This window comes from Candidatus Binatia bacterium, from assembly GCA_036493895.1.
In the GTDB taxonomy this organism is placed as follows: Bacteria; Desulfobacterota; Binatia; order UBA1149; family CAITLU01; genus DATNBU01.
The window spans coordinates 1-24,168 of the sequence record DASXOZ010000012.1; the positions used below are offsets into that span (position 1 = coordinate 1).

Genomic DNA, 24,168 nt, shown 5'->3' on the forward strand with positions numbered 1-24,168 from the left:
CAGTTGATGCGCGCTGGTGCCTGACCCCATGCCGCGCCCATCCCGCTGGCACTCCCACCAGGCTGGTGCGAAACACGAGCCATGGCCACTTACCACGGATCCTGTCACTGCGGCCGCGTGACGTTCGAGGTCGAAGCCCTCGCCGTGACGACGTTCGACGGGCGCAACTGGGAACGGGCCGCGCTCGAGCACGGATGGCGCAAATAGCGGGAACGCAGCCGCATCGATCACCGCCGCGCCGGATTTCGTCTCCCCGGTAAACCTCGACGGGCAGTTACGCTTGCGCGGCGCGACGAACCCTTCTTACGCCGCGTCCGACAGCAGATCCTCCGCCGTCAGCTCGCTGGCGTTGCGACCGCCGGCGAACTCCATCAGCCCGGCTTTCTCGTAGTGCTTCTGGATGCGCGGCGAGAACAGCCCGATGTACTCGAGATTCGGGATCAGGCGCTTGAACATCAGCGCGCGGAAGCTGCGCATCAGCGGCAGCTCGGTCATGATGCGGTCCCAATCCTTGCGGCGCAGCCGGTCGCCGAACCACTCGTCGTAGACCTCGTGGGCGAGGAAGCGGTTGCGCATCAGCAGGCCCACTTCGAAGGCCCAGTCCTCGCGCTCGCGCAGTTCCGCATCCGACAGCGTCGCGTAGTGGGACTTGAGCGCGAGCACGCCGTAGTGCACGTGGCGCGCTTCGTCCTGGATCACGTACTTCAGCATGTCCTTCATCAGCGGCTCGCCGGTGGCCTGGTACATCGTGTTGAAGGCGCCGAGCGCGAGTCCCTCGATCATGATCTGCATGCCGAGGAACTTCATGTCCCAGCGCGCGTCGTGCATCAGCGCATCGATGATCGTGAACAGGTTGTCGTTGACCGGGTAGAGCTTGCCGAGCTTGGTCTCGATGTAGCGCAGGAACACCTCGACGTGCCGCGCTTCGTCCATCACCTGCGTGGCGCCGTAGAACTTGCCGTCGAACCAGCGCACCGATTCGGTAACCTGCGCCGACGCGTACAGCGCGCCCTGTTCCCCGTGCAGGAACTGGCTGAGAATGAACGACGTGAAATCGTGCAGGAAACGGCGCTGCTCCTTGTCGTCCAGGCGGATGCCGTGCTCGCGCAACCCCGCGACCGGGACGAATTCCATCGGCATCAGCAAGCGCTCGGGCCGTTCGGGATCGACGTCGGTCGACCAGTCGAGCTTGGTGTCGGCGTCCCACTGATTGGCTACCGCACGGCGGTACAGGTCGTACATCTCGGGGTAGTCGCCGCCGTAGCCGAAGTCGAAGCTGGTCTGGTAGCAGGCGGGCATGTGCACCTCTCCGCCCTGCTTGCCGCGCTTGAGCACGAAGCCACGGCCTACCGAGGGAAGCATGCCGGCGAGCACCTGCTTGTTCTCGACGGCGGCAGCGATGCCCACCGCGTCGAGGACGTCTTCGACGTAGCGGCGGGCCGGCTTGGGCATGAGGTCGAGGGCGAGATGAATCATGGTTCGTTCTCCTGTCGGATTTGAAATCGAGTAGGCGGAAAAGCTGGAAATTCAGAAGTCGCGGATCACGACGCGGCCGTCTCCGAAGGAGCAGCAGGCCAGTGCGTAACCGTCGGCCCTCTCGGCTGGCGTCAGGCAGTTCGGCTCGGCGGCGACGACATTGCCGTCGATCCTGATCTTGCAGGCGCCGCAGCCGCCCATGCGGCAGCTCGACGGCAGCGTGATACCGGCCGCGTCGGCGGCCTCCAGAAGCGTCGCGCCGGGCTTGGCAATTACCGTTTTTGCGCTGGCACCGAACACCAGCGTCGCGGCGGTCGTCGGTGCCGCGGTCGTCGAAGATTCGGCATACTGGAAGCGCTCCAGGTGAATGCGATCGCCGGCGACACCGCGCGCTTCGAGAGCGCCGACGACGCCGTTCATCATCGGCCCCGGTCCGCAGACGTACCAGGAGTCGACGTCACGATCGCGCAGCACGGCGGCAACGCGCGCGGCGTCGATCGGCCCGGTGAGCCCGTTCCATCCAGGACCGGCCTCGTCCACGGCCAGGATCACGTCGAGGCGGCGCCCGAAAAGTTTCTGCATCGCGTCGATGCGCGAACGGAATATGATCTCGTCCTGGCAGCGGCTGCCGTAGAGCAGTGTCACGCGCGACTGCTTCTGCGAGCGCAGAAGCGTCTCGAACATGCTGATGAGAGGCGTGATCCCTACTCCACCGGCGACCATCGCGACGTGGCGCGAAGCCGCGTGGTCCGCGTCGATCGTGAATCGCCCTGCAGCCGGTGCCGCACGAAGCACGTCGCCCGCTCGCACGCGATCGTGAAGCCAGCTCGAAAGCGTCCCGCCTTCCACGCGCTTGACGGTGATGGCCGGCTGCGATCCGGCCAGCGGCGAAGTCGAAAGCGAGTAGCAGCGCCGGTGTTCCTTGCCATCGACCTTCGCAACGATCGTCAGGTGCTGCCCTGCCGAGTAATCGAGGCCGGGAGCGTCCAGGACGAAGGTCTTCGCGTTCGGAGTCTCGTCGATCACTTTCGCGACGACCAGGCGCAGGAGGCCGCCCGGCGACGGCCGCGCCCAGCGACGGTTCGGCCGGCACAGGACCGGCGCCGCCGCCGGCGGCGAGAAGATGCGGGTGAAGCTGGCCATCGCGAGTCCCATCGAATCGACCTCCGAATTCAATAAGTGTTTAGTAACACTACACACTCAGGATCGTCAAGGGGAATCGCCCGGGGCGGCGCAAAAAATGCGCGCGGGCGCGACGCGGCGGCTGGCGCAGCGTCAAAATCTCGTTTTGATTCGAGAATTTACGGCTTGGACGGGACGGGGGCGAAATCCTCGAGGAGGGCGGCGATCTTCTTGCGCCTCAGGATCCCGAGCATGCGCAGGACCATCGGCTCGCTGGTCTCGATGAGCTCGAGCGCCCTGTCGCCGGACATTCCCGCGATGCGCTCGACCAGCGCCCTCGCCTCACGGCGAACCAGCGTGGTCATTGCGTCGTCGTAGGAGCTGACAAGGTCCGGTGTCAGTGCAGGCTCTCCCGGCCCTTCGAGAGTACGCAGCTCGCACCAGCACGCGAGGAGCTCGGCATCGTCTTCGCCGACCCTCGCGCCGGCGCCGCGGCCGTGGACCTCGATGAATCCGAAGCGTCGCATCGCGTCGAAATCCGCCCGGGAAACCCGCGACGGCACCAGCGCCGAGACCGCCACGGTATTGCTGGCGGCCGTGTGCCGGTGTGCAGGAAGCGAGGCCCGCACGCGGCGCAGCAGCACTTCCTGCTCTTCGGTGAACGTTCCACCCGCGCCCTCGTCGAGCACCTCGCGAATGGCACGAAGGGGCAGGAAGTGACGCTCCTGGAGGTCGCGAATGCGCTGGAGACGCTCGAGGTGGTCCTGCCCGTAGACCGCAGTATTGCGCCCCGTCTTGAGCGGTTTCGGAAGAAGGCCCTGCGTGAGATAGAAGTGAATCGTCTCGCGCGGCAGTCCCGACCGGGCGACGAGGTCGCGCATGCGCAGCCCGTCGGTTCTCGGCGCCGCGCTGCGGTCGGCGCCGGCGCGGTCTTTGCTTCGCGAGCTTCGCGAGGTCGCCTGCATCGGGTGGCGACGCTACACGACTTGCCCCGATGCAGCGAGCGACGCGGCTCACTCGTGTACGGCGGAGTGAACGCAGCGCCGGCAACGAATTCGATCCGCGTCCGGCCGCCTTGCTGGAGAACGAGATGACCGATCTTCGCCGCCACGCACCAGCCGCATCGAGGAATCGCGAGCCTATCCTCGCGGTGCTGAGGCGCGTGCTGCCGGAGCGCGGCAGCGTGCTCGAGATCGCCGGCGGCAGCGGTGAGCACGCCGTCCATTTTGCGGCGGCGCTGCCCGGCCTTCGCTGGCGTGCAACCGATGCGGATCCCGACTCGGTCGCATCGATTGCCGCATGGCGCCGCAGCGGCGGCACGCCGAATCTCATGGTCCCGCGCCTGCTCGACGTTGCCGGTGCGGATTGGGGCGACGAGACGTACGACGCCATTTTCAGCGCGAACATGATCCACATTTCGCCGTGGGCCGCCTGCCTCGGGCTGCTGGCCGGCGCGGGGCGGCACCTGGCGACCGGCGGCGTGCTCATCCTCTACGGTCCGTTCCGCATCGACGGCCAGCACACGGCCGCGAGCAACGAGGCGTTCGATGCCGATCTGCGTTCACGCAATCCGCAGTGGGGCGTGCGCGACCTCGGCGACGTCGACCGCGAAGCCTTGCGCCACGGGCTCGTGCTCGAAGAAAGAACTGAAATGCCGGCGAACAACCAGACCGTGGTGTGGAGAAAGAAATGACGGAAGTCCTCGGCATCGACCACATCTACCTCGCCGTGCGGGACCTCGAGGCCTCGCGCCGCTGGTACGACGTCGTCATGAAAATCCTCGGCTTCCGCAGCGGAAACTTCCGCATCGGCGACGAGCCCCACGCCTCGTACTACAACCGCCATTTCGGTTTCGTGCTCAGGCCGGCACGTGGCGGCACCCGGCACGACCCGTACGCACCGGGCCTCCACCATTTCTGTTTTCGGGTCGACAGCGACGACGACGTGCGTGCCGTCTTCCAGGCACTTCGCGAAACCGGCATCGCGGCCAGCTCACCGGCGCTCTATCCGCAGTATGCGCCCGACTATTTCGCGGTGTTCTTCGATGACCCCGACGGTATGCGGCTCGAAGTGACCAACTACCGGGCCGAACGGCGCCAGCGTCACGATCACTGGCACGACCTCCAGGAGGATCTCGCGCAATGACGACAACGGGACGATTGCACTCGATGGCCGAAACACCCGCGCCCGCCGGCTGGCTGTCGCAGCCGGCGATGTGCCGCCTGCTGAGAGCCTGCGGGCCGGTCAACGTCCTCGGGGCGCTGATCTTCGCGCCGCCTCTGCCGTGGGTGCGAGATCTGTTCGGCCTTCCCGCTGCCCCGCCTCTTTACCTGTGGGTGCTGTCGATCTGGATCCTGGCGTTCGGCGCTGCGTACTGGCACCTCGGAAATTCGGGGCGCATCGAGAACACGTTTCTCGCCGTCGCCGCCGCAGGCAAGGGAAGCTTCGCGCTGCTGATCCTCGCCTATGCTGCCGCGGGTACGATTCCCGCCACGGCAATCCTTCTCGGCCTGCCGGATCTCGCGCTCGCCGCGTGGTTCACCGCGTGGCTGGTCGAGGTCAGGCGCCAGTCTCCCGGCGCCTGACCCCGTCTCGGCAGAGCTGACGCCGATTCAGCACAAAGGACACGTCAGCGGGACATTCTGCCCGACAGCCGCCTTGAGGACGCGCAGGGCATCCGATGCGGTGATCTTGCCGCTGTTGTCGACGTCGCAGGTGCACAGCGGGCAAACGAGAGTCCCGACGGCGGTCTTCAGCACGAAGAGCGCGTCGCTGGCCACGACGGCGCGACTGTCACCGCTGTCGGCGGTCGCGCTCGCCCGCAGCGCCCTGGTCGCGGCACGAGGCGATGACGTCGCCTTGGCCTGGAGCTTCGCGATCCTCCGGGCGCTATGGTGACGCGACAACGTCACGACCAGCGCCAGCGGATCGCCGCAAGGCCGCCCGGCGATCGTCGTGGTCGAAGTCGAAGAGGTGGACGACGTGCTCGTCGTGGTCGTGGTGGTCGTCGTCACGACCGCGTAGTCGAGCGTGACGGCCACCGGAACGTGATCGGAGAGATCGTTGCCCATGCCGTCGGAGAACATCGTTTTCAGCGCAGCGTAGGACTCCGGCGCGAACTTCAGCAGGGTTCCGTCGCGGTAGAAGATCTTGTCGAAGAGCTCGCAGTTGCCGGTGCCCGGACTGGTCGCGCAGTCGGCGTTGATGTCGCTTCCGGCGCCCGGGACGATGCCGCCGCGCTCGAGCAGCACCCACACGTCGGTCAGTCCGGCGCCGGTCACGAGGTCCTGGATGTTGTCGTTGCCGACTCGCGTGTAGAGGCTGTTGGTGTCGCCGAGCACGATCACCGGCGCGCCCGCCGGTGAAGTCGCGTTGATCGCCGCGACGAGCTGGTCGACGTTCGACCGCCTCGCGGCCTGGCTGCCGCTGTCCTGGCCGGCATCGGCGTGCAGCGTGTACACGTCCACCGACACCGTCGGCTCGAGGAAGATCTTCGCGTAGCTGTAGCCCTTGTCGGTGTCGCAGTCGCTGCCGTCGTTGCCGAGCGTCCCGAAGCACGCCGACCACTGGGTGCGCGAGAACGGGTTGATCTGGAAGTCCGACAGCATGTCCAGGCCGTCGCCGAGTCCGGCCGTTCCGCCCGTGTCCTTCTGCGTGATGTACGAGTACGTGATGGTCTGCGGACTCGTCAGCGTGTCGTAGTAGTCCTGCGCGAAGACTTCCTGCAGCCCGACGATCGACGGCATTCCGACGTACGGCGGTGCGGGCGTGTGAAAATCTTCGAGAAGAGGCGCGATCTCGGAGATCTGCGTGTGGCGATCCTCGATCAGCGGCGGAGGAAGGCCGCGCACGTTGTACGTCAGGACGGCGAAGGTCCCGGCCAGCGAGACTCCGGGAGACGCGACTGCCGACAGCAAGGCCGCTGCAGCGGCGAGGCACGCGGGACGGAAACGCCGTCGCGCACGGTGGGTTGGACGCATAATCATTCGATGGTTCTCCGTTGGCGGGCGCAGGTCGCCGATCATAGCCGATGCGCGCAGCGGTTTGCCAGAGCTGGCGCGAGGTGGCTGGTCGTGACAAATCTCTACCGCGACGCCGCATCGCTGCATTGCCGCGACACGCATCGACGACGCGGCCGTATGCCCCGATCGGGACTGCGGAGGTTTTTTCGCGTGCACATCGACTTCTGGTTCGAGTTCGGCAGCACGTACTCCTACCCGGCCGCGATGCGGATCGAGGAGGCCGCCTCGGCCGCGGGGCTCGAGCTGCGCTGGCGCCCTTTTCTTCTCGGCCCGATTTTTCGCAGCCAGGGCTGGACGGATTCTCCGTTCAACATCTATCCCGCCAAGGGTCGATACATGTGGAGAGACCTCGAGCGCATCTGCACGAACCAGGGACTGCCACTGGTGCGCCCGTCGCGTTTTCCGCGAAACGGGTTGCTCGCTGCCCGCGTGGTCGCCGCCTGCGACGGGCTTCCGTGGGTCCCGTCGTTCGTGCGCGCCGTCTACACGGCAAACTTCGCCAAGGACGAGGAGATCTCCGATCCCGCCGTCGTTGCCGCAGCACTGGAGAGCGCCGGTGCCGACGCGTCGCTGGTGAAGATCGCCGACAGCGACGATGCCAAGACGAAGCTTCGAGCCCTGACCGACGAAGCGGCCGCGCTCGATATCTTCGGTGCGCCGAGCTTCGTCACGGACGGCGAGCTGTTCTGGGGCAACGATCGGCTGGAGCAGGCGATCGAATGGGCCCGCAAAGGCGCCTGATCGGCGATCTGCGCGTCCGGCGACGGAACGCTTGGCCGTCGCAGCCGCGATCGGATACGTTGGCGTCTCCATGACGCGCAATATCTCCCCACCGACTCCGCGCCAGCTCCTCGGCGAGGTGCGCGGCGCCGTCGAGCCTGCACGGCTCCTGCTTCACGCGCCGCTGCTGGCGACGCTTCCTCGCGGACGAGGACAGACCGTGATCGTGCTTCCGGGCTACGGTGCATCGGAGTCCTCGATGGCGATGCTGCAGGGCTTCCTTCGCCTGCTCGGCTACAAGAGCCGGAGCTGGGGCCTCGGGCGCAACACCGGCAACGTCGCGCGTCTGGTGCCGCGCGTGCTCGCACGCATCGACGAGGTCGCGCCGTCACCGGATACCGAAGTGCACCTGGTCGGCTGGAGCCTCGGCGGATACATTGCACGCGAGGCGGCGCGAGAGATGCCTTCGCGCATCCGGAGCGTCATCACGCTCGGGAGTCCCGTCGTCGGAGGACCGAAATACACGACAGTGGCGGCGCGCTACCGGCGGCGCGGGCACGATCTCGACGAGCTCGAGCGTCTCGTCGACGCCCGCTACGACAAGCCGCTCTGCGTGCCGGTCACCGCGATCTTCTCGAGGTCCGACGGCATCGTCGCATGGGAGGCCTGCATCGATCGTCGCAGCCCCGGCATCGAGCACGTCGAGGTTCGTACGACCCACATCGGCTTCGGTTTCTGTCCGGAAGTCTACGGCATCATCGCCGACCGTCTCTCGAGACACTCCGCGCCCCGCCACTGAGAACGTCGATGCTGGGTGCGACGTCCACTCTCGGGCCGCTCGAGCTCGTCGCCGTCGGCGCCGCGGCGCTGGCGGCCGGCATCGTCAACGCGCTCGCCGGCGGCGGCACCCTGCTGACGTTTCCGATGCTGACTGCCGTCGGTGTTCCGGCGCTGGCGGCGAACATCACCAATACCGTCGCGCTGTGTCCCGGACACATCGGTGCGACGCTCGCGCAGTCTTCCGCGCTTCGCGGCCAGCGTGCGCTGCTGTCGGTTCTCCTGCCCGCGGGAATTCTCGGAGGCCTGGCCGGAGGAGAGCTGCTGCTGCACACCGGCGAGGCGGCGTTCCGCCAGGCCGTGCCGCTGCTCCTGCTTGCCTCTTCGCTGCTGCTGGCCGCGCAGGACCGCGTGCGCGCGTTCCTCGTCGCGCGCCAGCAAAGGCGCGGCTCGGCCGACGGCCATGCTCGCCTGGCCGGGCCCCTGGTGGCCGTTGCCGCCGTTTACGGCGGGTATTTCGGCGCCGGACTCGGGGTCGTGCTGCTGGCGTCCCTCGGCATCGTGCTCGACGAGCCGCTCGTGCGCATCAACGCGCTGAAGCAGGTGATCGCGCTGGTGGTCAACGTCGCGGCGGCCGTGTTCTTCCTGTTTTCGGATCAGGTGCAGTGGGCAGCGGCCGGCGCGATGGCGGTCGGCGCTCTCGCAGGCGGTGCGCTCGGCGGCCATCTGACGTCGCGCGTCGATCCGTCCCGACTTCGACATGCGATGGTCGCAATCGGCGTGATTCTGTCCGTCGTGTATTTCGTTCGCTGACGATCGAGGCATCGCGGAGGAGCCCATGGCAAAACGCGTGTTCATTACGGGGGCATCGAGCGGCCTGGGCGAGGGCATGGCCCGCGAATTCGCCAGGCGCGGTCACGCGCTGGCCATCGCTGCAAGGCGCATCGATCGCCTCGAGGCGCTCGCAACGGAGCTGCGAAGTCTCGGCGCGGCCGATGTCTTCGTGCGCAGCCTCGACGTCACCATACTGGAAGACGTTCCTGCGGCGATCGAAGAGTCCGCCGCCGCGCTCGGAGGCCTCGACATCGTCGTCGCCAACTCGGGCATCGGAGGACCGACGCCGATCGGCAAGGGGCGCTTCGCGGCGGCGCGCAGCATCATCGAGACCAACCTGCTCGGCGCGATGGCAACGGTCGATGCGGCGGTCGAATTGTTCTACCGCCAGGGAAGCGGGCACGTCGTCGGCATCAGCTCGGTGGCGGCCGTCCGCGGACTTCCGCTGCAGGGGGCATACTCGGCCAGCAAGTCCGGCCTGTCGCGCTACCTCGAAGCGCTGCGCGCCGAAGTGGCCGGCAAGGGCATCCTCGTCACCGACCTGGCCCCCGGCTTCATCGATACCGACCTCAACCGCCACATGCCGACGCGGCCTTTCGTGGTTTCGGCCGAAAAAGGCTGCGCCGAGCTGGTTTCGCTGATCGAGGCCGGCAGCAGCTTCGCGTACGTGCCGCGGGTGCCGTGGACGCTCGTCGCCCAGCTCCTGAAGGTCCTGCCGTCGCGGCTGCTGGCGCTGCCGCGCGGCGACGGGCGCTGAACACTCGCCGTGTCATCGCGGCGCCCGTCGTTGCGGAACCAGCGCATTGGCGCGCCATTTTCGTCGCAATGTGCTAGAAATCGGCAGCGGGTGTGGACGCGCGAGCGCCCATGCGTCGCGACGGGGACGGCAACTTTCAAAATGATTCCTCGTACGTGCATCGCGATCGTTGCAGCAGCGACGATCTTTGCGGGCTGTACACCCGAGCCGCCGCAGGTGATTCACCTGTTCGCGAACCCGGCGCCGTCGTACGTGCCCGAGTTCTCGCCGTCGACGTACGTGCCGTGGAGCGCGCATACCATCGAGAGCCGCATGTCCGAGATCGGGCCGCGTGCGCGCGCTCGATGGAAACGCCATTTCGACGAGGCCGCGACCTCGTATCCGCCGTCGCAGGTCGAGATCGTCGCGTTCAAGCGCGAGCGCAGGATCGAAGTGTACGCCGGCGCTTCCCCGTACCATCTTGCGCTGGTACGCACGCTCACCATTCGCGCCGCCAGCGGAGGCCCGGGCCCGAAGCTTCGCGAAGGAGACCGCCAGGTGCCCGAAGGCATCTACGCGCTCGACTCGCTCAACCCGAACAGCGCCTACCACGTTTCGCTGCGCCTGGCGTACCCGAACGAGTTCGACCGCGCGATGGCCGAGCGCGACCGCCGCCGCAATCTCGGCAGCGACATCATGATTCACGGCAGCGACCGCTCGATCGGCTGCATCGCGGTCGGCGACGAAGCCGCCGAAGACCTGTTCGTGCTCGCGGCCGATTCCGGGATCGAGAACGTCAGCGTCGTGATCGTTCCCCGCGATTTCCGCCGCACCGGCCAGAGCGGCGGGGCGCCCGGCCAGCCGCGCTGGGTAGACGAGCTTTACGCCCGGCTCGACGTGGAGCTGCGCAGCCTGCCGCCGCCGTCGCCTGCAACGTGGCAGTCCTCGGCAAGCTCGGGCGAAGATCCGGGCGCCCGCTGATCCCGCGCCGCGTCGCATTCTCGACTGGCAAGGCCCCCGTGCTAAGGGAGCCGGATGCCCGAAATCGTACCCGGTACCGAGGCGCTGAAGCGCCTTCGCGAAGGCAACGAGCGCTACGTTTCCAACGTCCGAAGCCTCGATTCACTGCTGAGTTACGCGAGGAGGGCCGAGCTCAGCCTGGGCCAGTCGCCGTTCGCGATCATCCTCGGATGCTCCGACTCGCGGGTGCCTGCCGAAGTGGTGTTCGACCAGGGGCTCGGCGACCTGTTCGTGATCCGCGTGGCCGGCAATATCGTCGCGCCGTCGCAGGTCGGAAGCGTCGAGTTCGCCGCCTCGCTGTTCGGCTCCGGCCTGGTCGTGGTGCTCGGCCACACCGGCTGCGGCGCAATCCGCGTGACGGTCGACGAGCTCGTAGGACATCCGCCACCGGAATCGGAAAACCTGCGCTTCATCGTCGACTCGGTGCGTCCGGCCGTCGAGCCGCTGATGCACGGTCCCCTGGCAGACGACCATGAATCGCTTCTCCTCGAAGCGGGGCGCGCCAACGTGCGCGCCACGGCGCATCATCTGCGTCGTGGGTCGCCGTTGCTGGAGAGACTGATCGAGAAGGGGCGCCTGATCATCGTCGGCGCCGAGTACGATCTTGCCACCGGCCGCGTCGAGTTTTTCGACGGCGTACCGGGCTGAGCCTCTACTGACCGCTGCCGCAGCGCAGTGGCGTCGGCAGGTCGCTCAGACCGCAGCTCGTCTGCAGGCAAGAGGCCGCCGCGCAGCGACAAGTCTGGAGACCGGCGCGAAGCGCGGTGCGGCAAGGATCGGTGCACGCACGCAGCGCGACACGCGCATCGGCGCAAGCCTGGCTCTGGAAATCCGTCGTGCACGCTGCCTTGGCGGCAGCCGCGAGATCGGTGCACCCCGCATCGGCGTAACAGGCCTGGGCCGCCTGGCGCACGGGACGAGCGCACGCGAACGCACCGCTCGCGCAACCGAACACGCACTGGAGAACGCCCGATCCGGTGACGGCCGAAGCCGGCTTCGCACCAGCGAGCATTACGACCGCGGCCAGCATGGCCGCGGCAACCGGCAGGATCCGCACTCTGGGATTCATCATCGTAAGCACTCCTTCTGCGACTATGCCGCGAATCTGCTTCGACTACCTGCAGCAAAACGCCGGCGCCGCGACAACCCTGCGCGGGCGCGCGAAACATGCGCGGCGGCAGCTCGAAACCTGCCACCCCCTGCAGGGAAGTTTGAACGCGGCAGCAATAGTGTCAACCGTGAAACCAAAAAGAATTCCGCATCCGATTCAGCCACTTGCGAGAAATCCTCAGCAAGACCGGCGAATGAAAATCGGCGCCGGATCGTCATTGGACCGTCACGAAGCTGCCGCTTCGCGGGCCGCTGCACTTTCCTCTTGGAAGACACCCTGAACAAGATTACCGTCGTCTGCGTCGGATCCGGTACAGGCAGCGGTGCGGCGCGTCGCGACGAGCTGGCAGCCTGCAATGACGGCCCGGGGAACCGGCAAGTTCAACCGGGAAGTTCGACGAGGAAAAGAAGATGAGAAAGCTCGTATCCATGATCGCTGCGGCAGCGTTGGTTCTGGCAGTCGGCGCGTCGAGCGCCCAGGCCGGCGGGAGCTGGCACGGGGGCGGCGGCGGCATGCATGGCGGCGGTGGCATGATGCACGGCGGCGGCGGTAGCTGGCACGGCGGTGGCGGCAGCTGGCACGGCGGCGGCGGCTATGGCGGTGGCTGGCACGGCGGCTACGGCGGCCACTATTACGGTGGCCACGGCTACTACGGGGGCGGCTACTACAACAACGACCTCGCGGTCGCACTTGGAGTGACGGGAGCGGTTCTCGGAGCGGGCCTGGTCGCCGGCGGAGTGGCGCCGTACTACTACGGCTACCCGTATTACCCGGCACCGGTGCCCACCTACTACTACGGCCCGCCCGCTTACTACCCGCAGCGCGGCTACTACGGGTACTGAAGACGGCCGTCAGAAATCACCGGATGAACAGCAGCGGGGCCGCGAAAGCGGCCCCGCTTTTTTTATGCGCGGCGCGAAGCGTGAAGCCTTCACCCTCTGGCGACGAGCGTCCGCGAGGCCTCGTCGAGGAACCGCAGAAGGTCATCGCGTCCGCCCGGCCTGGGCAGCAGGATCAACCTGTCGACGCCGAGCGCAGCGTAGCGATCCACGGTCGCGACATCGGGAAGTCCCGGCAGTGGCGTCACGTCGATCGTGAGCCGCCCGAGGCCCGCTCCGCGCGCGTGCCGCTTCGCCGCCTGTTTCAGTCCCTCGATGCACCTGCCCGCAGCATCGACGTCCTGCGCAAAACCGTACCATCCCGATGCGATCTCGACGGCGCGCGCGAACGCAGGCGCAGTATGACCGCCGAACACGATCGGCGGATGCGGCTTCTGCACCGGCCGCGGCTGCGCATCGACTCCGGAGAAACTTAAGAAGCGTCCCTGGTACTCCGGTTTGTCCATCGTCCAGATCGCCTGCATCGCGCGCAGGTAATCCATCGTGCGGGCGCCCTTGTCGTCGAACGAAATACCGAGCGCACGGAACTCCGGCTCGAGGTAGCCGACGCCGACGCCGAAGATCAGCCTTCCGCGCGAGACGACGTCCAGAGTCACGAGCTCCTTGGCGAGCACCAGCGGGTTTCGCTGCGGAAGGATGATGATGCCGGTGCCGAGCCGCACTTTCGTGGTGTGCTGGGCCAGCGCCGCGAGCGCGACGACGGGATCGAGCATCGGGGTCTGCGGAGGCACCGGCGACGGCGGAACCTGGGGGTCGGGCAGCACGACGTGCTCGCCTGTCCACAGCGAATCGAACCCTGCCTCTTCTGCCGCCCGCGCGACCTCGGCCGCGACAGCCGGGTCGGCGCAGGCGCCGAAATTGATGCCGAAAAGCCCGTAGCGCATGGCGCCGGTTAGCGATGGAAAGGGCGCGATGCAACCGGCGCGGCACGCGGCCGGCCCCACGGCGCCCGGGCGCAGTATCGCCGGCCATGCGTCCGCCTTCAGGCCGCTTCTGCTAGGCTTCGCCCATGCCGTCCGCCTACCGCACCGCGCCGGTGCCTTCGACCACGATGCCGGAGGGCATCCCGTACATCGTCGCCAACGAGGCCGCCGAGCGCTTCAGCTATTACGGGATGCGCACGATCCTCGTGATCTTCATGACGCAGCACCTGCTCGACCGCGCCGGAAAACCGGCGCCGATGAGCGACGTCGAGGCGCGCGAGTGGTTCCACCTGTTCGCGAGCGCGGTCTACTTCTTCCCGTTGCTCGGAGCGGTGATCTCGGACGTCGCGTTCGGCAAGTACCCGACGATCATCGCGCTGTCCCTCGTCTACTGCGCCGGGCATTTCGCGCTGGCCCTGGATGACACGCGCCTCGGCCTCGCCATCGGTTGCGCGCTGATCGCGATCGGGGCCGGCGGAATCAAGCCGTGCGTGTCGGCGCACGTCGGCGACCAGTTCGGCGCACTGAACTCGGGCCTGCTGCCCAAGGTGTTCGGATGGTTCTACCTGTCGATCAACCTCGGAGCGTTCGTCTCCACGCTGCTCACGCCGTGGCTGCTCGATCACGCCGGGCCGCGCGTCGCGTTCGGCACTCCGGGTGTGCTGATGCTGCTGGCTACATCGGTGTTCTGGCTCGGGCGCAACCGCTTCGTGCACGTGCCGCCGGGCGGCGCCGGTTTCCTGCGCGAGCTGCGCGATCCCGTGATACGACGCAACCTTCGCGGCCTGGCCGGAATCTACGTCTTCGTCGCCGTATTCTGGTCGCTGTACGACCAGACGGCGTCATCGTGGGTGGAACAGGCCGAGCACATGAACCGCAATTTTCTCGGCATCGACTGGCTGGCAGCGCAGGTGCAGGCCGTCAATCCGCTGCTGATCCTCGCGCTGGTGCCGGTCTTCACGTACGCGGTCTATCCGGCGGTCTCCCGCATCGTGACGCCGACCGCGATGGGAAAAGTGGCCGTCGGCCTTTTCCTGACGGTGCCGGCGTTCCTGATTCCTGCATGGAACCAGAGCCAGATCGCTGCCGGAGCCACTCCGTCGATCGGCTGGCAGCTGCTCGCATACGTGATCATCACTGCGGCCGAGGTCCTCGTGTCGGTCACCTGCCTGGAGTTCTCGTACACGCAGGCGCCGCGCACGCTGAAATCCTTCGTCATGTCGCTCTACCTGCTGTCGATCACCGCCGGCAACCTTCTGACGACGGCCGTCAACTACTTCATCCAGAATCCCGACGGCAGCTCGCGTATCAGCGAGACCAGCTATTACCTTCTGTTCGCTGCGATGATGACGGTGGCCGCGTGCGTGTTCGCGGTCACCAGCCGCGGCTATCGCGAGAGCCTGATCCTTCAGGAAGACGGCGCAGCGGCGCGGGTGGGCGCCTGAGTCGCAAACCCGGCGCGGCTTGAGTCGGCTCGGCGCTTCAGGTCCAAGGCGCTCTCATCGTTCGGCATCGCCCCGCAGCGCGGCGGCTGGCGGCGGATGATCCGCAAGCCGCCGCACGAGCCGCCCGGCAGTCCGCCGCAAAGGAGATCGCGCCATGGTCGTCGTCCATCACCTCAACAATTCGCGCTCGCAGCGCATCCTCTGGCTGCTGGAGGAGCTCGGCGTTCCCTACGAGGTCAAGCGCTACGAGCGCGATGCGACGACCATGCTCGCGCCTGCTTCGCTGGCGCAGGTGCATCCTCTCGGCAAGTCGCCGGTGATCACCGACGGTGACGTGACCGTCGCCGAGTCCGGCAACATCATCGAGTACCTCGTCGAGAAATACGGCAACGGCAGGCTGATCCCGCCGGCGGGTACGCCCGAGCGCCAGAGCTACCGCTACTGGATGCACTACGCGGAAGGATCGGCGATGACGCCCCTGCTGCTCAAGCTGGTGTTCACGCGCATCGAAACCAATCCCGTCCCTTTCTTCGTCAAACCGATCGTGCGGCGAATCTGCGACACCGTGAACAACTCGTTCATCGCCCCGAATTTGAAGAAACACCTCGACTACATGGAGTCCGAGCTCGGGCGCACCACCTGGTTCGCCGGCGAAGAAATGACGGCGGCCGACGTGCAGATGAGTTTCCCGCTGGAAGCAGCCGCCTCGCGCGGCGGCCTCGACCGCTCGCGGCCGCGCCTGATGGCGTTCCTCGAGCGCATCCATGCGAGGCCGGCGTACAAGCGGGCTCTGGAGAAGGGCGGCGAATACGCCTACGCGAGCTGACGCGCGTATCGCTCGCGCAGCACGTTCTTGAGCACCTTGCCCATCGCGTTGCGCGGCAGCTCACCGACGAGCTCGATGCGGCGCGGGTGCTTGAAGCGCGCAAGGCGCCGGCGAACCGCTCCCATCAGCTCGTCCACCGTGACCGACGAGCCGTGCGACGTCGCCACCACCGCGAACACCGCCTCGCCGAAGTCCGCGTCCGGCACGCCGAAGACCGCCGATTCGACGACTCCAGGAACGGCATCGAGCACTTCCTCGATTTCCTTCGGATAGATGTTGAGCCCTCCGGAGATGACGAGGTCCCGGGCTCTACCGACCAGCGTGATACGGCCGTCGTCGTCGCAGGTCGCGACGTCGCCGGTCACGAAGTATCCGTCGTCGCGAAAATCGACTGCGCGCCTTTCCGGCATTCTCCAGTAGCCGCCGAAGACGTTCGTGCCTGCAACTTCGAGCACCCCGGCCTGGCCCGGGCGCGCCTCGATTCCGTCTTCGTTGACGATGCGGAACTGTACGCCCGGCAGCGCAAAGCCGACCGAGCCCGCCTTCGCGTCGCCGATTCCGTTCGATGTCAGAATGCCGGTCTCGGTCATTCCATAACGCTCGACGATGCAGTGACCGGTGCGCTCGGCGAAACTGTGGTGCGTCGTCGCCAGCAGCGGCGCCGATCCGCTGACGAACAGGCGCATGCGCGCGCAGTCTTGCTGGCCGAACCCTTCGAGTGCCAGCAGTCGCGTATAGAACGTCGGCACGCCCATCATGACGGTCGCGCGAGGCAGCAGGCGCTTCACCTCGTTCGCGTCGAACCTCGGAAGGAAGATCGTCGTGGCTCCCGCCACCATCGCGCTGTGCATCGCGATGAACAGTCCGTGCACGTGGTAGATCGGCAGCGCGTGCAGCAGCACGTCGCTCGCGCGCAACTGCCAGACCGCCGCCAGGGCTTTGGCATTGTCGGCAAGGTTGCCGTGGCTCAGCACCGCCCCCTTGGCACGACCGGTGGTGCCCGACGTGTAGACGATCGCTGCGGCATCGCCGGCCGCGCGCGCGGCGACGTAGGGATCGGGCGATGTCGATCGGGCTTCCCGCCAGAGCGGGCTGTCGGCGCCGGTTCCCAACTCCTCGACGAAAGCAGCTCGGACCTCGCGCGACACCGATGAGCGGACGAAGACGCGCGGCTCGGCATCGGCAACGAGACTGGCGACTTCGGCATCGGTGTATGCGGTGTTCAGCGGCACGTACAGGGCGCCGCGGCGCAGGCACGCGAGATAAAGCGCGAACGCCGCGGCCGATTTGTCGACCTGCGCAACGACGCGGTCGCCCTCGGCAACGCCGCGCGACGCGAGCACGGCCGAAAGACGCGCCGAAAGATCGTCGAGGGCCGTCCAGTCGATTGCGCATCCGTCGCTGGTCTGCAGTACGGGCCGCGACGGCGCCGCGGCAAAACCGCAGCGCAGCAGCAGGTACAGGTTCTCGCCCACGGAAGGCTCCTTACACGGGGATGAGAGAGTTTTCGTGCGCGCAGCGGCTCCTGCGACGCGCGAGCCGAGGGCGGCGCGGCGGCCCGATGGCGCCCCCTTGCGGCCGACCGGGCGGCGCGCTACAAGACGTTCAGCTATGAAGAACGTCGTTCCACAAGTCGGAACGGTCGAGAAGGCCCTCGACCTGTTGTTCTTCCTGCACGCGGCCGGACGCGCGTGCGGCGTCAGCGAGATCGGACGCGCCCTCGGGGTGCCGAAATCGAGCGTGCACCGCCTGCTGGCATCCCTCGCGCGCCGCGGCCTCGTCGAGCAGGACGAGCTCGGCCGCTACCAGCCGGGAATCGCGCTGCTTGCCCTCGGCCTCGGCGCGCTCGAGCGCGAGCCGCTTGCCGCCGCCGCGCATCCGGTGCTCGAGCGGGAATCGGCGGCGACCGGAGAGACTGCGTTCCTCACCGTCGCGCGCGCCGGTCGCATCGTCGTGCTCGACAAATGCGAAGGCGTGTCGGTGCTTCGCGTGGCGCCGACGATCGGCTCGGAAGTTCCGGTGCATGCAACCGCCGTGGGCAAGCTGCACCTGGCTTTCGCGCCGGGCAGCGTGACGCTTCCTGCGCAGCCGTGGACCGCATTCACAGGCCAGACGCCGAGCGCGCCTGGCGACCTCGAGCGCGAAGTCGCGTGCGCAAAAAAACGCGGATGGGCCACCAATCGCGACGAATGGATTCCCGGCATGACCGTGGTCGCGGCACCGGTGCTGCAGAAGACGACGCTGCTCGGTTGCATGGTAATCGCCGCACCGAGCTCGCGCGCCGGCGGCGAACGTCTTGCCGACCTGGCCGCGCGCGTGGTGCGCGCCGCCGGCGACATCGCAGCAAGGCTCGAGCCCCAATCCGCAGCCCGAAAGGGCGAGGATCGAAACAGGAGAAGCGCATGAAAGTGTGGATCGACGGCAGCATCGTGGACGGAAAGGACGCCAGCATCTCGGTGACCGACCACGGCTTTCTCTACGGCGACGGGATCTTCGAAGGCATGCGGGCGTACAACGGCCGCCTGTTCCGGCTCGAGGACCACTTGCGAAGGCTGCAGACCTCGGCGCGCGCGCTGGCGCTGACGATACCGGGCGGCATCGACCACGTGCGCGACGTCGTGCTGCAGACGGTCGCGGCCGCCGGCGCACCCGATGCCTACATCCGCCTTCTCGTCACTCGCGGCGAAGGACCTCTCGGCGTCGATCCGACCGGCTGCGAGCAGCCGAAGCTGATCTGCATCGTCGATACGGTCGACCTGTATCCGCCGGAGCGGGCAGCGCGCGGCGTAGACCTCGTGACGGGAAGCATGAGGCGTCCGTCGGCCGACGTGCTCGACCCGCGAGTCAAGAGTCTCAACTACCTGAACAACGTGCTGAGCAAGGGCGAGGCGAGGCGTCGCGGCGCCGACGACGCGCTTCTTCTCAATCAGCAAGGTGCCGTCGCAGAATGCACCGGAGCCAACATCTTCGCGGTCGTGGGCGGCGTCGTGACCACTCCTCCTGCCACCGACGGCGCGCTCGAGGGAATCACGAGGCGCACCATCCTCGAGCTTTGCAGCGAGCTCGGCATTGCGTCCTGCGTGCGCACGATGGGCCGCATCGACCTCTTCGGCGCCGAGGAAGCATTCCTGACCGGCTCGGGTGCGCGCATCGTCGCCGTGCGCTCGCTCGATGGCCAGGAGATCGGCAGTGGCACCCCCGGTGCGATCACGAAACGCCTGATGGACGCGTTTTTCGCGCTCGCGCGCAGCACCGGGACGGCGATTCCGTATGCCTCTGGCCGCGTCGCTGGCGCGTCACGGTAGCGGCCGCGTCGCCGGCGCGCCGCGGTAGCGGCCGCATTGCCGGCGCATCCCGGTAGCCGGCCGCGTCGCCGGCGCGTCGCAGTCGAGCCGGAGTCTCCAGCAGCCCGGGAAACCCGCCGCCGTCGGCCGGCACGCCGCAACCTGCTAGGCTCGCGGTGTGAAGCCGCGCCAGGTTCTCGTGATCGCGGCGCTGGTCGCTGCGCTCGCGTTCGTGTTCGCGGACCAGGCGCCGGACGCGGGGTTTCGCGCGGGACACCGAGGCTGGGTCAGCTCCCACACGCTCGCCATCGCGCAGAATGCGACGCCGGCGACGGGCTTCGTCGGTTACGCCGCGTCGCTGCGGACCCGTGACGGTCGAGAACTGTACTACTTCGACCGCTATCCCGTATTTTTTTCGATTGCGCTTCACGCGGCAATGCACGCCGCCGGGCCAGGCAGCGCCGCGCGTATCCTCGCGTCGCGCCAACTCATGAACGCCGTGTACGTGCTGATCGTGCTTGCCGCTGTCGGCCTGCTCGTCGAGCTCGGATTGCCTGTGGAGGCCGCAGTCGCGGCTGCCGCGCTGGCGGCATCGAGCTTCACGATGGTCGAGTACCGCGACATGGTGCACTTCGACCAGCCGGCTCTTCTCGGAAGCGTACTGCTGCTGTGGTCGATCGCGAGGACCGAAACCGGACGCGCCGGCGCGGCAGCGCCGCTGCTGGCGACCGTTTTTGCCGTCAGTGCCGGTCGCGGCTACGCCAGTCTCGTCACGCTCGCGCTGTGGTCAGCATGCGCGCTCGTTCGTGCGATTGCGCGACGGCGGCGCGCGAACGAGGCAGCGCCTTCGCTGGCCATTCCGTTCGCATGCCTTGCATGCGGGGCCGCGCTGTCCGCAGCGCTGCTCACGTACAACGTCGCCACGGAGGCGAGGCTCCGCGATGTGCCGTGGTCGCAGACGAGCATCCTGTCGAGCGCGCGCAAGCGCCTGGCGCTGGATCAGGGATTCAACCAGTCGAAAGAGCAGAGACTGGAGTGGCCGCATTTCCTCGAAGTCCAGGCGACCAACCTTGCCAACACCACGGTCCCGTGGAGCTGGTGTGTCGAGCTGCGGCGTAACGGCGAAGCGACCGCAATCGTCGCCGCGAGCATGATCGCGATCGTACTCGCCTTCGTCGTCTCGCGGTCGGCAGCCACGCGGGTCGCATGGCTCGTCACGGCGGCCAGCGGCGCGCTCTGGCTGCTGATGATGCGCAACCTCAGCGCCTTTCATCCCTACACCGCGATGTTCCTGTTTCCGCTGTGCCTGGTCGCGTGCGCACCGATCCTGTCGCGCGTGCCGCGCGTTGCGGGCGTCGCCCTGGCCGTGGCGGCTTGCGCGCTGCTCGTGGCATGTACGCGCGAGCGCAATGACGAGCTTCGCGCCGGGTCAGGCAGGCTGCTGGCCGAAAGCAGCGACATGGATGAAATCGCGTGGTTCCTCGAACCAGCCGAGCCCGTTGCCGCCGAAAGGCGCCTGTTGCGCGGGGTACCGTTCGCGCTGGCGTTCTACCTGCCAGGCCATGACATCCAGGCGGGCGGCAAGACGTCGATGATGCTGGTGCGAAAGAAGGATTGCCGCGGCAGGAACCTTACGCCCGCCAACACCACGATCGTCGTGTGCCGCCTCGCGGCTCCGGCCCGGGCCCGCTCCAGTCTTGCACGTCACATCCCGGGGCTCGCCGCCCCCGCCGCGCAGAGAAATCCTCGTGCACGTCCGGCGCTCGTCTCCCCGACGGGCCACCCGTAGACTCGTGCCATGCCGTCACCGCGCGCCCGGGCGTGGTTCCCGATTCTGGCCGTCGTCCTTGCGACTGTCCTTCCGTGGCTGCTCGCCGAAGGCATCCACATCGAGTTCTCCGGCGCCCAGGCCGAAAACAGCCTGCTCTACGCGCTGCAGCAGCGTTTCGGCGGCCCGCGACCTGCGCCCGCCGCGAATCCTCACGATCCTGCGTCCCAGATGATCGTGCGCATGGACCAGATCGAACCGCTGCTCGGCGCGATGAAGGAGAACGGTGTCGGGCTTGGAAACTCGCCGTTCTCTGCGCTGAAGACCGAAGCGGCGTCCGTCAACAGCGAGAAAGGCCCCTGCCTCGAGCAGAAGCCGAACATCCACAAGAAGGTCGGCTATCTTCGAACGAACCTGTTCAATCCGTTCGACCAGATGAGCTTCTTCGTCGACGACGACCGCCAGCTGCCGCCGCAGCTGCAGGCGTTTTTCGACCGCTACGCGTTCCGCATCGTCCATCACACGACCAACGAAGCCGGCGAAAGGACGACAGTCCCGAAGGTCGATGCCGCGCCGGTCGTGCTGATCGCCGGAGACAGCGTCGCCAACGGGCTGATGATCGACGACGCCGAGACGCTGGCCTCGCAGATGCAGGCGCGCGATTCCTCGCGGCGCTACGTCAACCTCGGCATCGCGCGCGCGGCGGCCCCCGACATCACGTGCGCACTCGACCGCGCCGCGTCGCGCTACCACGGCCACATCGATCGCGTCGTGTACGTGCTTTGCGAGAACGATTTCGACCAGGGCGGCGCTCACTCCGACCCCGCGGACCTGACGAACTGGCTCGACGAGTATCGAAAACGCGAAGGCGTCTCCCAGGTCACTCTGATCGTCTCGCCGCTCGTCTACAATACGGTGCCCGAGGTCATGCGCGTGCGCGGGCATGACCACTTCGCATGGCCGACGTTCCTCGAGCAGCGCACGCGGGTCATGGCGCTGGCCCGCGCGAAAGGGTTCGGCGTGCTCGACTTCGTCGACATCACGGCAGCGGAACGCAAGCGCGGCCTGTCGCAGTTCGCGCCGTTGGCGCTGTACGTCGACCATGCACACTGGTCGCCGCTCGGCGTCAGCCGCGTCGTCGACGCGCTGGCCGCGATGGATGCGGCCGCAGCGGCGCGCTAGCCGGTCGATCGGGGTCAGGCACCAGCCGGCGCACCGTTCTCGTCGCCGTGCAGCGTGAAGTAGAACGTCGCACCCTCTTCCGGCTCGCTCTCGGCCCAGATGCGTCCGCCGTGGCGGCGCACGATGCGGTCGCAGATCGCCAGGCCCATTCCCTCTCCTTCGAATTCTGCCGTGTGATGCAGCCGCTCGAAGGCGCGGAACATGCGCCGCGAATGCTGCATCTCGAAACCGGTGCCGTTGTCGCGCACGAAGTACCCCGACCCGTTGCGGCCAACTTCGATCGTGCTGCTGGCACGCGTGCGCGTGAACTTCCACGCGTTGGCGAGCAGCTCGCGCATCAGGATGCGCATCAGCTCGCGGTCGCAGTCCTCGATGAGCCCCGGCGTAATGCGGAACTCGACGCGCCGGACCGGCTCTCCGCGCCCCAGCTCGTCGCCGATCTCGGCGGCGCAGTCGCTGATGTCGAAACTGCGCCGCTCGACGGCGCGCACCGAAATACGCGACAGGACGAGCAGCGAATCGACCATGCGCCACATGCGCGAAGTCGCGGTGCGCACGCGCTCGAGCCGGTCGCGGTTATCGGTGCCGAGCGCGTCGCCGAGGTCTTCCTCGAGCAGGCTCGCATAGCCTTCGATGTGGCGCAGCGGCTGGCGAAGATCGTGGGAAATCGCACGGGCCACTGCGCGCTGGTCGGCCAGGGCATCCTCCAGCTCGGCCGTGCGGATGCGCACCTTGGCTTCGAGTTGCTCGTTGAGCAGGCGGTTGCGTTCCTCGGCGATCCGGAGCCGGAGGTTCTCGCGAGCGCCGCGATCGAAAGCGGAGCGGGTCTGCTGGGCCACGAACAGCGACAGCAGCGTCGCCGAGAACTGGTTGATCAGGATGAGCACGCTGGTTTCTTCCGGCGACGGCACTCCGAGCGTACGAACGATGAGCGCCATCCACAGCGCGCACAGGACGCCGAGCACCGCCTGGTAGAGGACGCCCCACGGCAGCACCGCCGACATCATCAACATCAGGATGATGTGGAGCGTCGCTGCGACGGCAACGTCGTGACGCAGGATGCCGCCGACCGACGAGAGGCCGGCTACCGCCATGGCCAGCACCATGGCCGACGGAAGCTGGATCGCCCGGAAGCGGCGCCAGTACGTGAGTGCGAAGAATCCCGACAGGCTCGCGAGGGCACCGAGGCGAAGCGTGACGAACGGCAGCGCCGAGCCCGCCTTCGCAGGCGGATTCGTCAGCAGGAACATCAGTACGATTCCGATCGTGGCCGCGATCAGCAGACGAAGCCGCACGGTAATCGTCTGCGCCCTCTGCGCATCGACTTCCCGTTCGATGTCCGCGTCCCGGACCTCTGGCGCGTCCCCTGCCGCCATGGTGCCTGAACCCCCCGAGGCGTTAATCTCCCCCTTCGCCACCTCCAGAGCAACGAGAATTTCATCCTTTGGAGGGACGTAAAAAATGGCCGGGCCAGCGCCCGTGGACACGAAATGATCGGACGGGCGCGCGACCGATCGGGCGCCGGCGCTGCGGTGACAGCAGAACGCCGAACGGCCGTTGCAGAGGTCGCGACGCGGTGCGCCCCGCGTTCAGCTCCAGAATTCGTCGACCTCGAAAAGGTTCCAGACGAACTCGCGAATGCCGGCGATGCGTCCGCCTTCGATCGAGATCACGAGCGCAGTCGGATTGTCGAGCTGCCTGGCTCCGCGGCGCCCGCGGCCGCGGAACAGCGCGACGGCATGGCGGTCGCCGGCGACGACGTCGTCGAGCTCGAGATGGAACGTGCCGTCGGTGAGCGACATCACCTGGGCGAGAAACCCGAGAATCGCCGTCCTGCCTTCGTGACGTCCTGCGAGTTTGCCGTGCCGTCCGGGAAACTCCCACACCGCGTCGACGGGCACCGCGCGCTCGATCGCCGCCAGGTCTGCTTCGCGAAACGCGCGGAACATTTCGCGCACCAGCAGCGCATTGGGATGTTCGTTCATGGCTCCCCTCGCCGAAGTGCGACTCGTGCCGCACCGCG

26 protein-coding genes are annotated in these 24,168 nt (G+C 67.3%); 17 read left to right on the plus strand and 9 right to left on the minus strand.

The window, feature by feature from the left end:
• Positions 1–81: 81 nt before the first annotated feature.
• Positions 82–207: a hypothetical protein gene (locus tag VGK20_01830; protein ID HEY2772770.1), complete on the plus strand. Its 126-nt coding sequence runs from the start codon at positions 82–84 to the stop codon at positions 205–207.
• 96 nt (positions 208–303) lie between these two features.
• On the opposite strand, the gene VGK20_01835 is transcribed toward VGK20_01830, so the two are convergent.
• The 3 genes from VGK20_01835 to VGK20_01845 all read right to left on the minus strand — a co-directional run bounded on the left by VGK20_01835 (position 304) and on the right by VGK20_01845 (position 3,563).
• Positions 304–1,476 (minus strand): ferritin-like domain-containing protein, encoded by a 1,173-nt coding sequence (locus tag VGK20_01835; protein HEY2772771.1) that lies wholly within the window; start codon positions 1,474–1,476, stop codon positions 304–306.
• Positions 1,477–1,527: 51 nt separating this feature from the next.
• Complete coding sequence (locus VGK20_01840) at positions 1,528–2,631, minus strand: ferredoxin--NADP reductase (protein HEY2772772.1); 1,104 nt, start codon at positions 2,629–2,631, stop codon at positions 1,528–1,530.
• A 146-nt stretch (positions 2,632–2,777) separates the two neighbouring features.
• Positions 2,778–3,563 (minus strand): MerR family transcriptional regulator, encoded by a 786-nt coding sequence (locus VGK20_01845; protein HEY2772773.1) that lies wholly within the window; start codon positions 3,561–3,563, stop codon positions 2,778–2,780.
• A 125-nt stretch (positions 3,564–3,688) separates the two neighbouring features.
• Between VGK20_01845 and VGK20_01850 the strand changes: the two genes are divergently transcribed.
• The 3 genes from VGK20_01850 to VGK20_01860 are packed head-to-tail and all read left to right on the plus strand — an operon-like array spanning position 3,689 to position 5,183.
• A complete protein-coding gene (locus VGK20_01850) occupies positions 3,689–4,291 on the plus strand; it encodes a DUF938 domain-containing protein (GenBank protein ID HEY2772774.1) in 603 nt (200 codons plus the stop codon).
• Positions 4,288–4,743 carry a VOC family protein gene (locus VGK20_01855; protein HEY2772775.1) on the plus strand — a complete coding sequence of 152 codons (456 nt, stop codon included), beginning with the start codon at positions 4,288–4,290 and terminating at the stop codon, positions 4,741–4,743. Before VGK20_01850 ends, VGK20_01855 begins: the two co-directional genes overlap by 4 nt.
• A 23-nt stretch (positions 4,744–4,766) precedes the next feature.
• The gene (locus VGK20_01860; GenBank protein ID HEY2772776.1) at positions 4,767–5,183 is read left to right on the plus strand and encodes a hypothetical protein; all 417 of its coding nucleotides are present in this window, start codon (positions 4,767–4,769) and stop codon (positions 5,181–5,183) included.
• 27 nt (positions 5,184–5,210) lie between these two features.
• Here VGK20_01860 and VGK20_01865 read toward each other — a convergent pair whose 3' ends face one another.
• Positions 5,211–6,584 carry an endonuclease/exonuclease/phosphatase family protein gene (locus VGK20_01865; GenBank protein HEY2772777.1) on the minus strand — a complete coding sequence of 458 codons (1,374 nt, stop codon included), beginning with the start codon at positions 6,582–6,584 and terminating at the stop codon, positions 5,211–5,213.
• 186 nt (positions 6,585–6,770) lie between these two features.
• Between VGK20_01865 and VGK20_01870 the strand changes: the two genes are divergently transcribed.
• The 6 genes from VGK20_01870 to VGK20_01895 all read left to right on the plus strand — a co-directional run bounded on the left by VGK20_01870 (position 6,771) and on the right by VGK20_01895 (position 11,355).
• The gene (locus VGK20_01870; protein ID HEY2772778.1) at positions 6,771–7,361 is read left to right on the plus strand and encodes a 2-hydroxychromene-2-carboxylate isomerase; all 591 of its coding nucleotides are present in this window, start codon (positions 6,771–6,773) and stop codon (positions 7,359–7,361) included.
• Positions 7,362–7,431: 70 nt separating this feature from the next.
• Positions 7,432–8,139, plus strand: a complete 708-nt coding sequence (locus tag VGK20_01875) for an alpha/beta fold hydrolase (protein ID HEY2772779.1) — start codon at positions 7,432–7,434, stop codon at positions 8,137–8,139.
• Between the two features lie 8 nt (positions 8,140–8,147).
• Positions 8,148–8,930 (plus strand): sulfite exporter TauE/SafE family protein, encoded by a 783-nt coding sequence (locus tag VGK20_01880; GenBank protein HEY2772780.1) that lies wholly within the window; start codon positions 8,148–8,150, stop codon positions 8,928–8,930.
• Positions 8,931–8,955: 25 nt separating this feature from the next.
• The gene (locus VGK20_01885) at positions 8,956–9,708 is read left to right on the plus strand and encodes an SDR family oxidoreductase (protein ID HEY2772781.1); all 753 of its coding nucleotides are present in this window, start codon (positions 8,956–8,958) and stop codon (positions 9,706–9,708) included.
• A gap of 141 nt (positions 9,709–9,849) precedes the next feature.
• The gene (locus VGK20_01890) at positions 9,850–10,668 is read left to right on the plus strand and encodes a L,D-transpeptidase family protein (protein HEY2772782.1); all 819 of its coding nucleotides are present in this window, start codon (positions 9,850–9,852) and stop codon (positions 10,666–10,668) included.
• A gap of 54 nt (positions 10,669–10,722) precedes the next feature.
• Positions 10,723–11,355, plus strand: a complete 633-nt coding sequence (locus VGK20_01895) for a carbonic anhydrase (protein HEY2772783.1) — start codon at positions 10,723–10,725, stop codon at positions 11,353–11,355.
• A 4-nt stretch (positions 11,356–11,359) separates the two neighbouring features.
• Here VGK20_01895 and VGK20_01900 read toward each other — a convergent pair whose 3' ends face one another.
• Entirely contained in the window at positions 11,360–11,779 is a 420-nt protein-coding gene (locus VGK20_01900; protein HEY2772784.1) for a hypothetical protein, read from the minus strand.
• A 449-nt stretch (positions 11,780–12,228) separates the two neighbouring features.
• Here VGK20_01900 and VGK20_01905 point away from each other — a divergent pair, with 449 nt between their 5' ends.
• Positions 12,229–12,660, plus strand: a complete 432-nt coding sequence (locus tag VGK20_01905) for a hypothetical protein (GenBank protein HEY2772785.1) — start codon at positions 12,229–12,231, stop codon at positions 12,658–12,660.
• 89 nt (positions 12,661–12,749) lie between these two features.
• Here VGK20_01905 and VGK20_01910 read toward each other — a convergent pair whose 3' ends face one another.
• Positions 12,750–13,601, minus strand: a complete 852-nt coding sequence (locus VGK20_01910) for a TIGR03619 family F420-dependent LLM class oxidoreductase (GenBank protein HEY2772786.1) — start codon at positions 13,599–13,601, stop codon at positions 12,750–12,752.
• A gap of 125 nt (positions 13,602–13,726) precedes the next feature.
• Between VGK20_01910 and VGK20_01915 the strand changes: the two genes are divergently transcribed.
• Both VGK20_01915 and VGK20_01920 read left to right on the plus strand, forming a co-directional pair.
• Positions 13,727–15,085, plus strand: coding sequence for a POT family MFS transporter (locus VGK20_01915; GenBank protein ID HEY2772787.1), 1,359 nt, complete (start codon positions 13,727–13,729; stop codon positions 15,083–15,085).
• A gap of 154 nt (positions 15,086–15,239) precedes the next feature.
• Positions 15,240–15,911, plus strand: a complete 672-nt coding sequence (locus VGK20_01920) for a glutathione S-transferase (protein HEY2772788.1) — start codon at positions 15,240–15,242, stop codon at positions 15,909–15,911.
• Here VGK20_01920 and VGK20_01925 read toward each other — a convergent pair.
• On the minus strand, positions 15,899–17,386 hold the full coding sequence (locus tag VGK20_01925; protein HEY2772789.1) for an AMP-binding protein: 1,488 nt from the start codon (positions 17,384–17,386) through the stop codon (positions 15,899–15,901). The genes VGK20_01920 and VGK20_01925 overlap by 13 nt on opposite strands.
• Positions 17,387–17,522: 136 nt before the next feature.
• On the opposite strand from VGK20_01925, the gene VGK20_01930 reads away from it, so the two are divergent.
• The 4 genes from VGK20_01930 (at position 17,523) to VGK20_01945 (ending at position 22,145) form a co-directional block, all read left to right on the plus strand.
• Positions 17,523–18,317, plus strand: coding sequence for an IclR family transcriptional regulator (locus tag VGK20_01930; protein HEY2772790.1), 795 nt, complete (start codon positions 17,523–17,525; stop codon positions 18,315–18,317).
• On the plus strand, positions 18,314–19,216 hold the full coding sequence (gene ilvE, locus VGK20_01935) for a branched-chain-amino-acid transaminase (GenBank protein ID HEY2772791.1): 903 nt from the start codon (positions 18,314–18,316) through the stop codon (positions 19,214–19,216). The genes VGK20_01930 and ilvE overlap by 4 nt, the downstream gene beginning before the upstream one ends.
• Positions 19,217–19,373: 157 nt before the next feature.
• Positions 19,374–20,984 carry a hypothetical protein gene (locus VGK20_01940; GenBank protein HEY2772792.1) on the plus strand — a complete coding sequence of 537 codons (1,611 nt, stop codon included), beginning with the start codon at positions 19,374–19,376 and terminating at the stop codon, positions 20,982–20,984.
• Positions 20,985–20,993: 9 nt separating this feature from the next.
• The gene (locus VGK20_01945; GenBank protein HEY2772793.1) at positions 20,994–22,145 is read left to right on the plus strand and encodes an SGNH/GDSL hydrolase family protein; all 1,152 of its coding nucleotides are present in this window, start codon (positions 20,994–20,996) and stop codon (positions 22,143–22,145) included.
• A 14-nt stretch (positions 22,146–22,159) separates the two neighbouring features.
• Here VGK20_01945 and VGK20_01950 read toward each other — a convergent pair whose 3' ends face one another.
• Entirely contained in the window at positions 22,160–23,521 is a 1,362-nt protein-coding gene (locus VGK20_01950; GenBank protein ID HEY2772794.1) for an ATP-binding protein, read from the minus strand.
• Positions 23,522–23,734: 213 nt separating this feature from the next.
• Positions 23,735–24,130 carry a nuclear transport factor 2 family protein gene (locus tag VGK20_01955; protein ID HEY2772795.1) on the minus strand — a complete coding sequence of 132 codons (396 nt, stop codon included), beginning with the start codon at positions 24,128–24,130 and terminating at the stop codon, positions 23,735–23,737.
• Positions 24,131–24,168 lie beyond the last annotated feature (38 nt).

Coding starts and splice junctions, on each gene's coding strand:
- VGK20_01955 (HEY2772795.1), bottom strand. CDS start 24,130: ATGAACGAACATCCCAATGCGCTGCTGGTGCGCGAAATGTTCCGCGCG.
- VGK20_01830 (HEY2772770.1), top strand. CDS start 82: ATGGCCACTTACCACGGATCCTGTCACTGCGGCCGCGTGACGTTCGAG.
- VGK20_01910 (HEY2772786.1), bottom strand. CDS start 13,601: ATGCGCTACGGGCTTTTCGGCATCAATTTCGGCGCCTGCGCCGACCCG.
- VGK20_01885 (HEY2772781.1), top strand. CDS start 8,956: ATGGCAAAACGCGTGTTCATTACGGGGGCATCGAGCGGCCTGGGCGAG.
- VGK20_01860 (HEY2772776.1), top strand. CDS start 4,767: ATGGCCGAAACACCCGCGCCCGCCGGCTGGCTGTCGCAGCCGGCGATG.
- ilvE (HEY2772791.1), top strand. CDS start 18,314: ATGAAAGTGTGGATCGACGGCAGCATCGTGGACGGAAAGGACGCCAGC.
- VGK20_01895 (HEY2772783.1), top strand. CDS start 10,723: ATGCCCGAAATCGTACCCGGTACCGAGGCGCTGAAGCGCCTTCGCGAA.
- VGK20_01920 (HEY2772788.1), top strand. CDS start 15,240: ATGGTCGTCGTCCATCACCTCAACAATTCGCGCTCGCAGCGCATCCTC.
- VGK20_01840 (HEY2772772.1), bottom strand. CDS start 2,631: ATGGGACTCGCGATGGCCAGCTTCACCCGCATCTTCTCGCCGCCGGCG.
- VGK20_01865 (HEY2772777.1), bottom strand. CDS start 6,584: ATGATTATGCGTCCAACCCACCGTGCGCGACGGCGTTTCCGTCCCGCG.
- VGK20_01945 (HEY2772793.1), top strand. CDS start 20,994: ATGCCGTCACCGCGCGCCCGGGCGTGGTTCCCGATTCTGGCCGTCGTC.
- VGK20_01930 (HEY2772790.1), top strand. CDS start 17,523: ATGAAGAACGTCGTTCCACAAGTCGGAACGGTCGAGAAGGCCCTCGAC.
- VGK20_01850 (HEY2772774.1), top strand. CDS start 3,689: ATGACCGATCTTCGCCGCCACGCACCAGCCGCATCGAGGAATCGCGAG.
- VGK20_01855 (HEY2772775.1), top strand. CDS start 4,288: ATGACGGAAGTCCTCGGCATCGACCACATCTACCTCGCCGTGCGGGAC.
- VGK20_01890 (HEY2772782.1), top strand. CDS start 9,850: ATGATTCCTCGTACGTGCATCGCGATCGTTGCAGCAGCGACGATCTTT.
- VGK20_01915 (HEY2772787.1), top strand. CDS start 13,727: ATGCCGTCCGCCTACCGCACCGCGCCGGTGCCTTCGACCACGATGCCG.
- VGK20_01905 (HEY2772785.1), top strand. CDS start 12,229: ATGAGAAAGCTCGTATCCATGATCGCTGCGGCAGCGTTGGTTCTGGCA.
- VGK20_01880 (HEY2772780.1), top strand. CDS start 8,148: ATGCTGGGTGCGACGTCCACTCTCGGGCCGCTCGAGCTCGTCGCCGTC.
- VGK20_01950 (HEY2772794.1), bottom strand. CDS start 23,521: ATGGCGGCAGGGGACGCGCCAGAGGTCCGGGACGCGGACATCGAACGG.
- VGK20_01835 (HEY2772771.1), bottom strand. CDS start 1,476: ATGATTCATCTCGCCCTCGACCTCATGCCCAAGCCGGCCCGCCGCTAC.
- VGK20_01845 (HEY2772773.1), bottom strand. CDS start 3,563: ATGCAGGCGACCTCGCGAAGCTCGCGAAGCAAAGACCGCGCCGGCGCC.
- VGK20_01875 (HEY2772779.1), top strand. CDS start 7,432: ATGACGCGCAATATCTCCCCACCGACTCCGCGCCAGCTCCTCGGCGAG.
- VGK20_01900 (HEY2772784.1), bottom strand. CDS start 11,779: ATGATGAATCCCAGAGTGCGGATCCTGCCGGTTGCCGCGGCCATGCTG.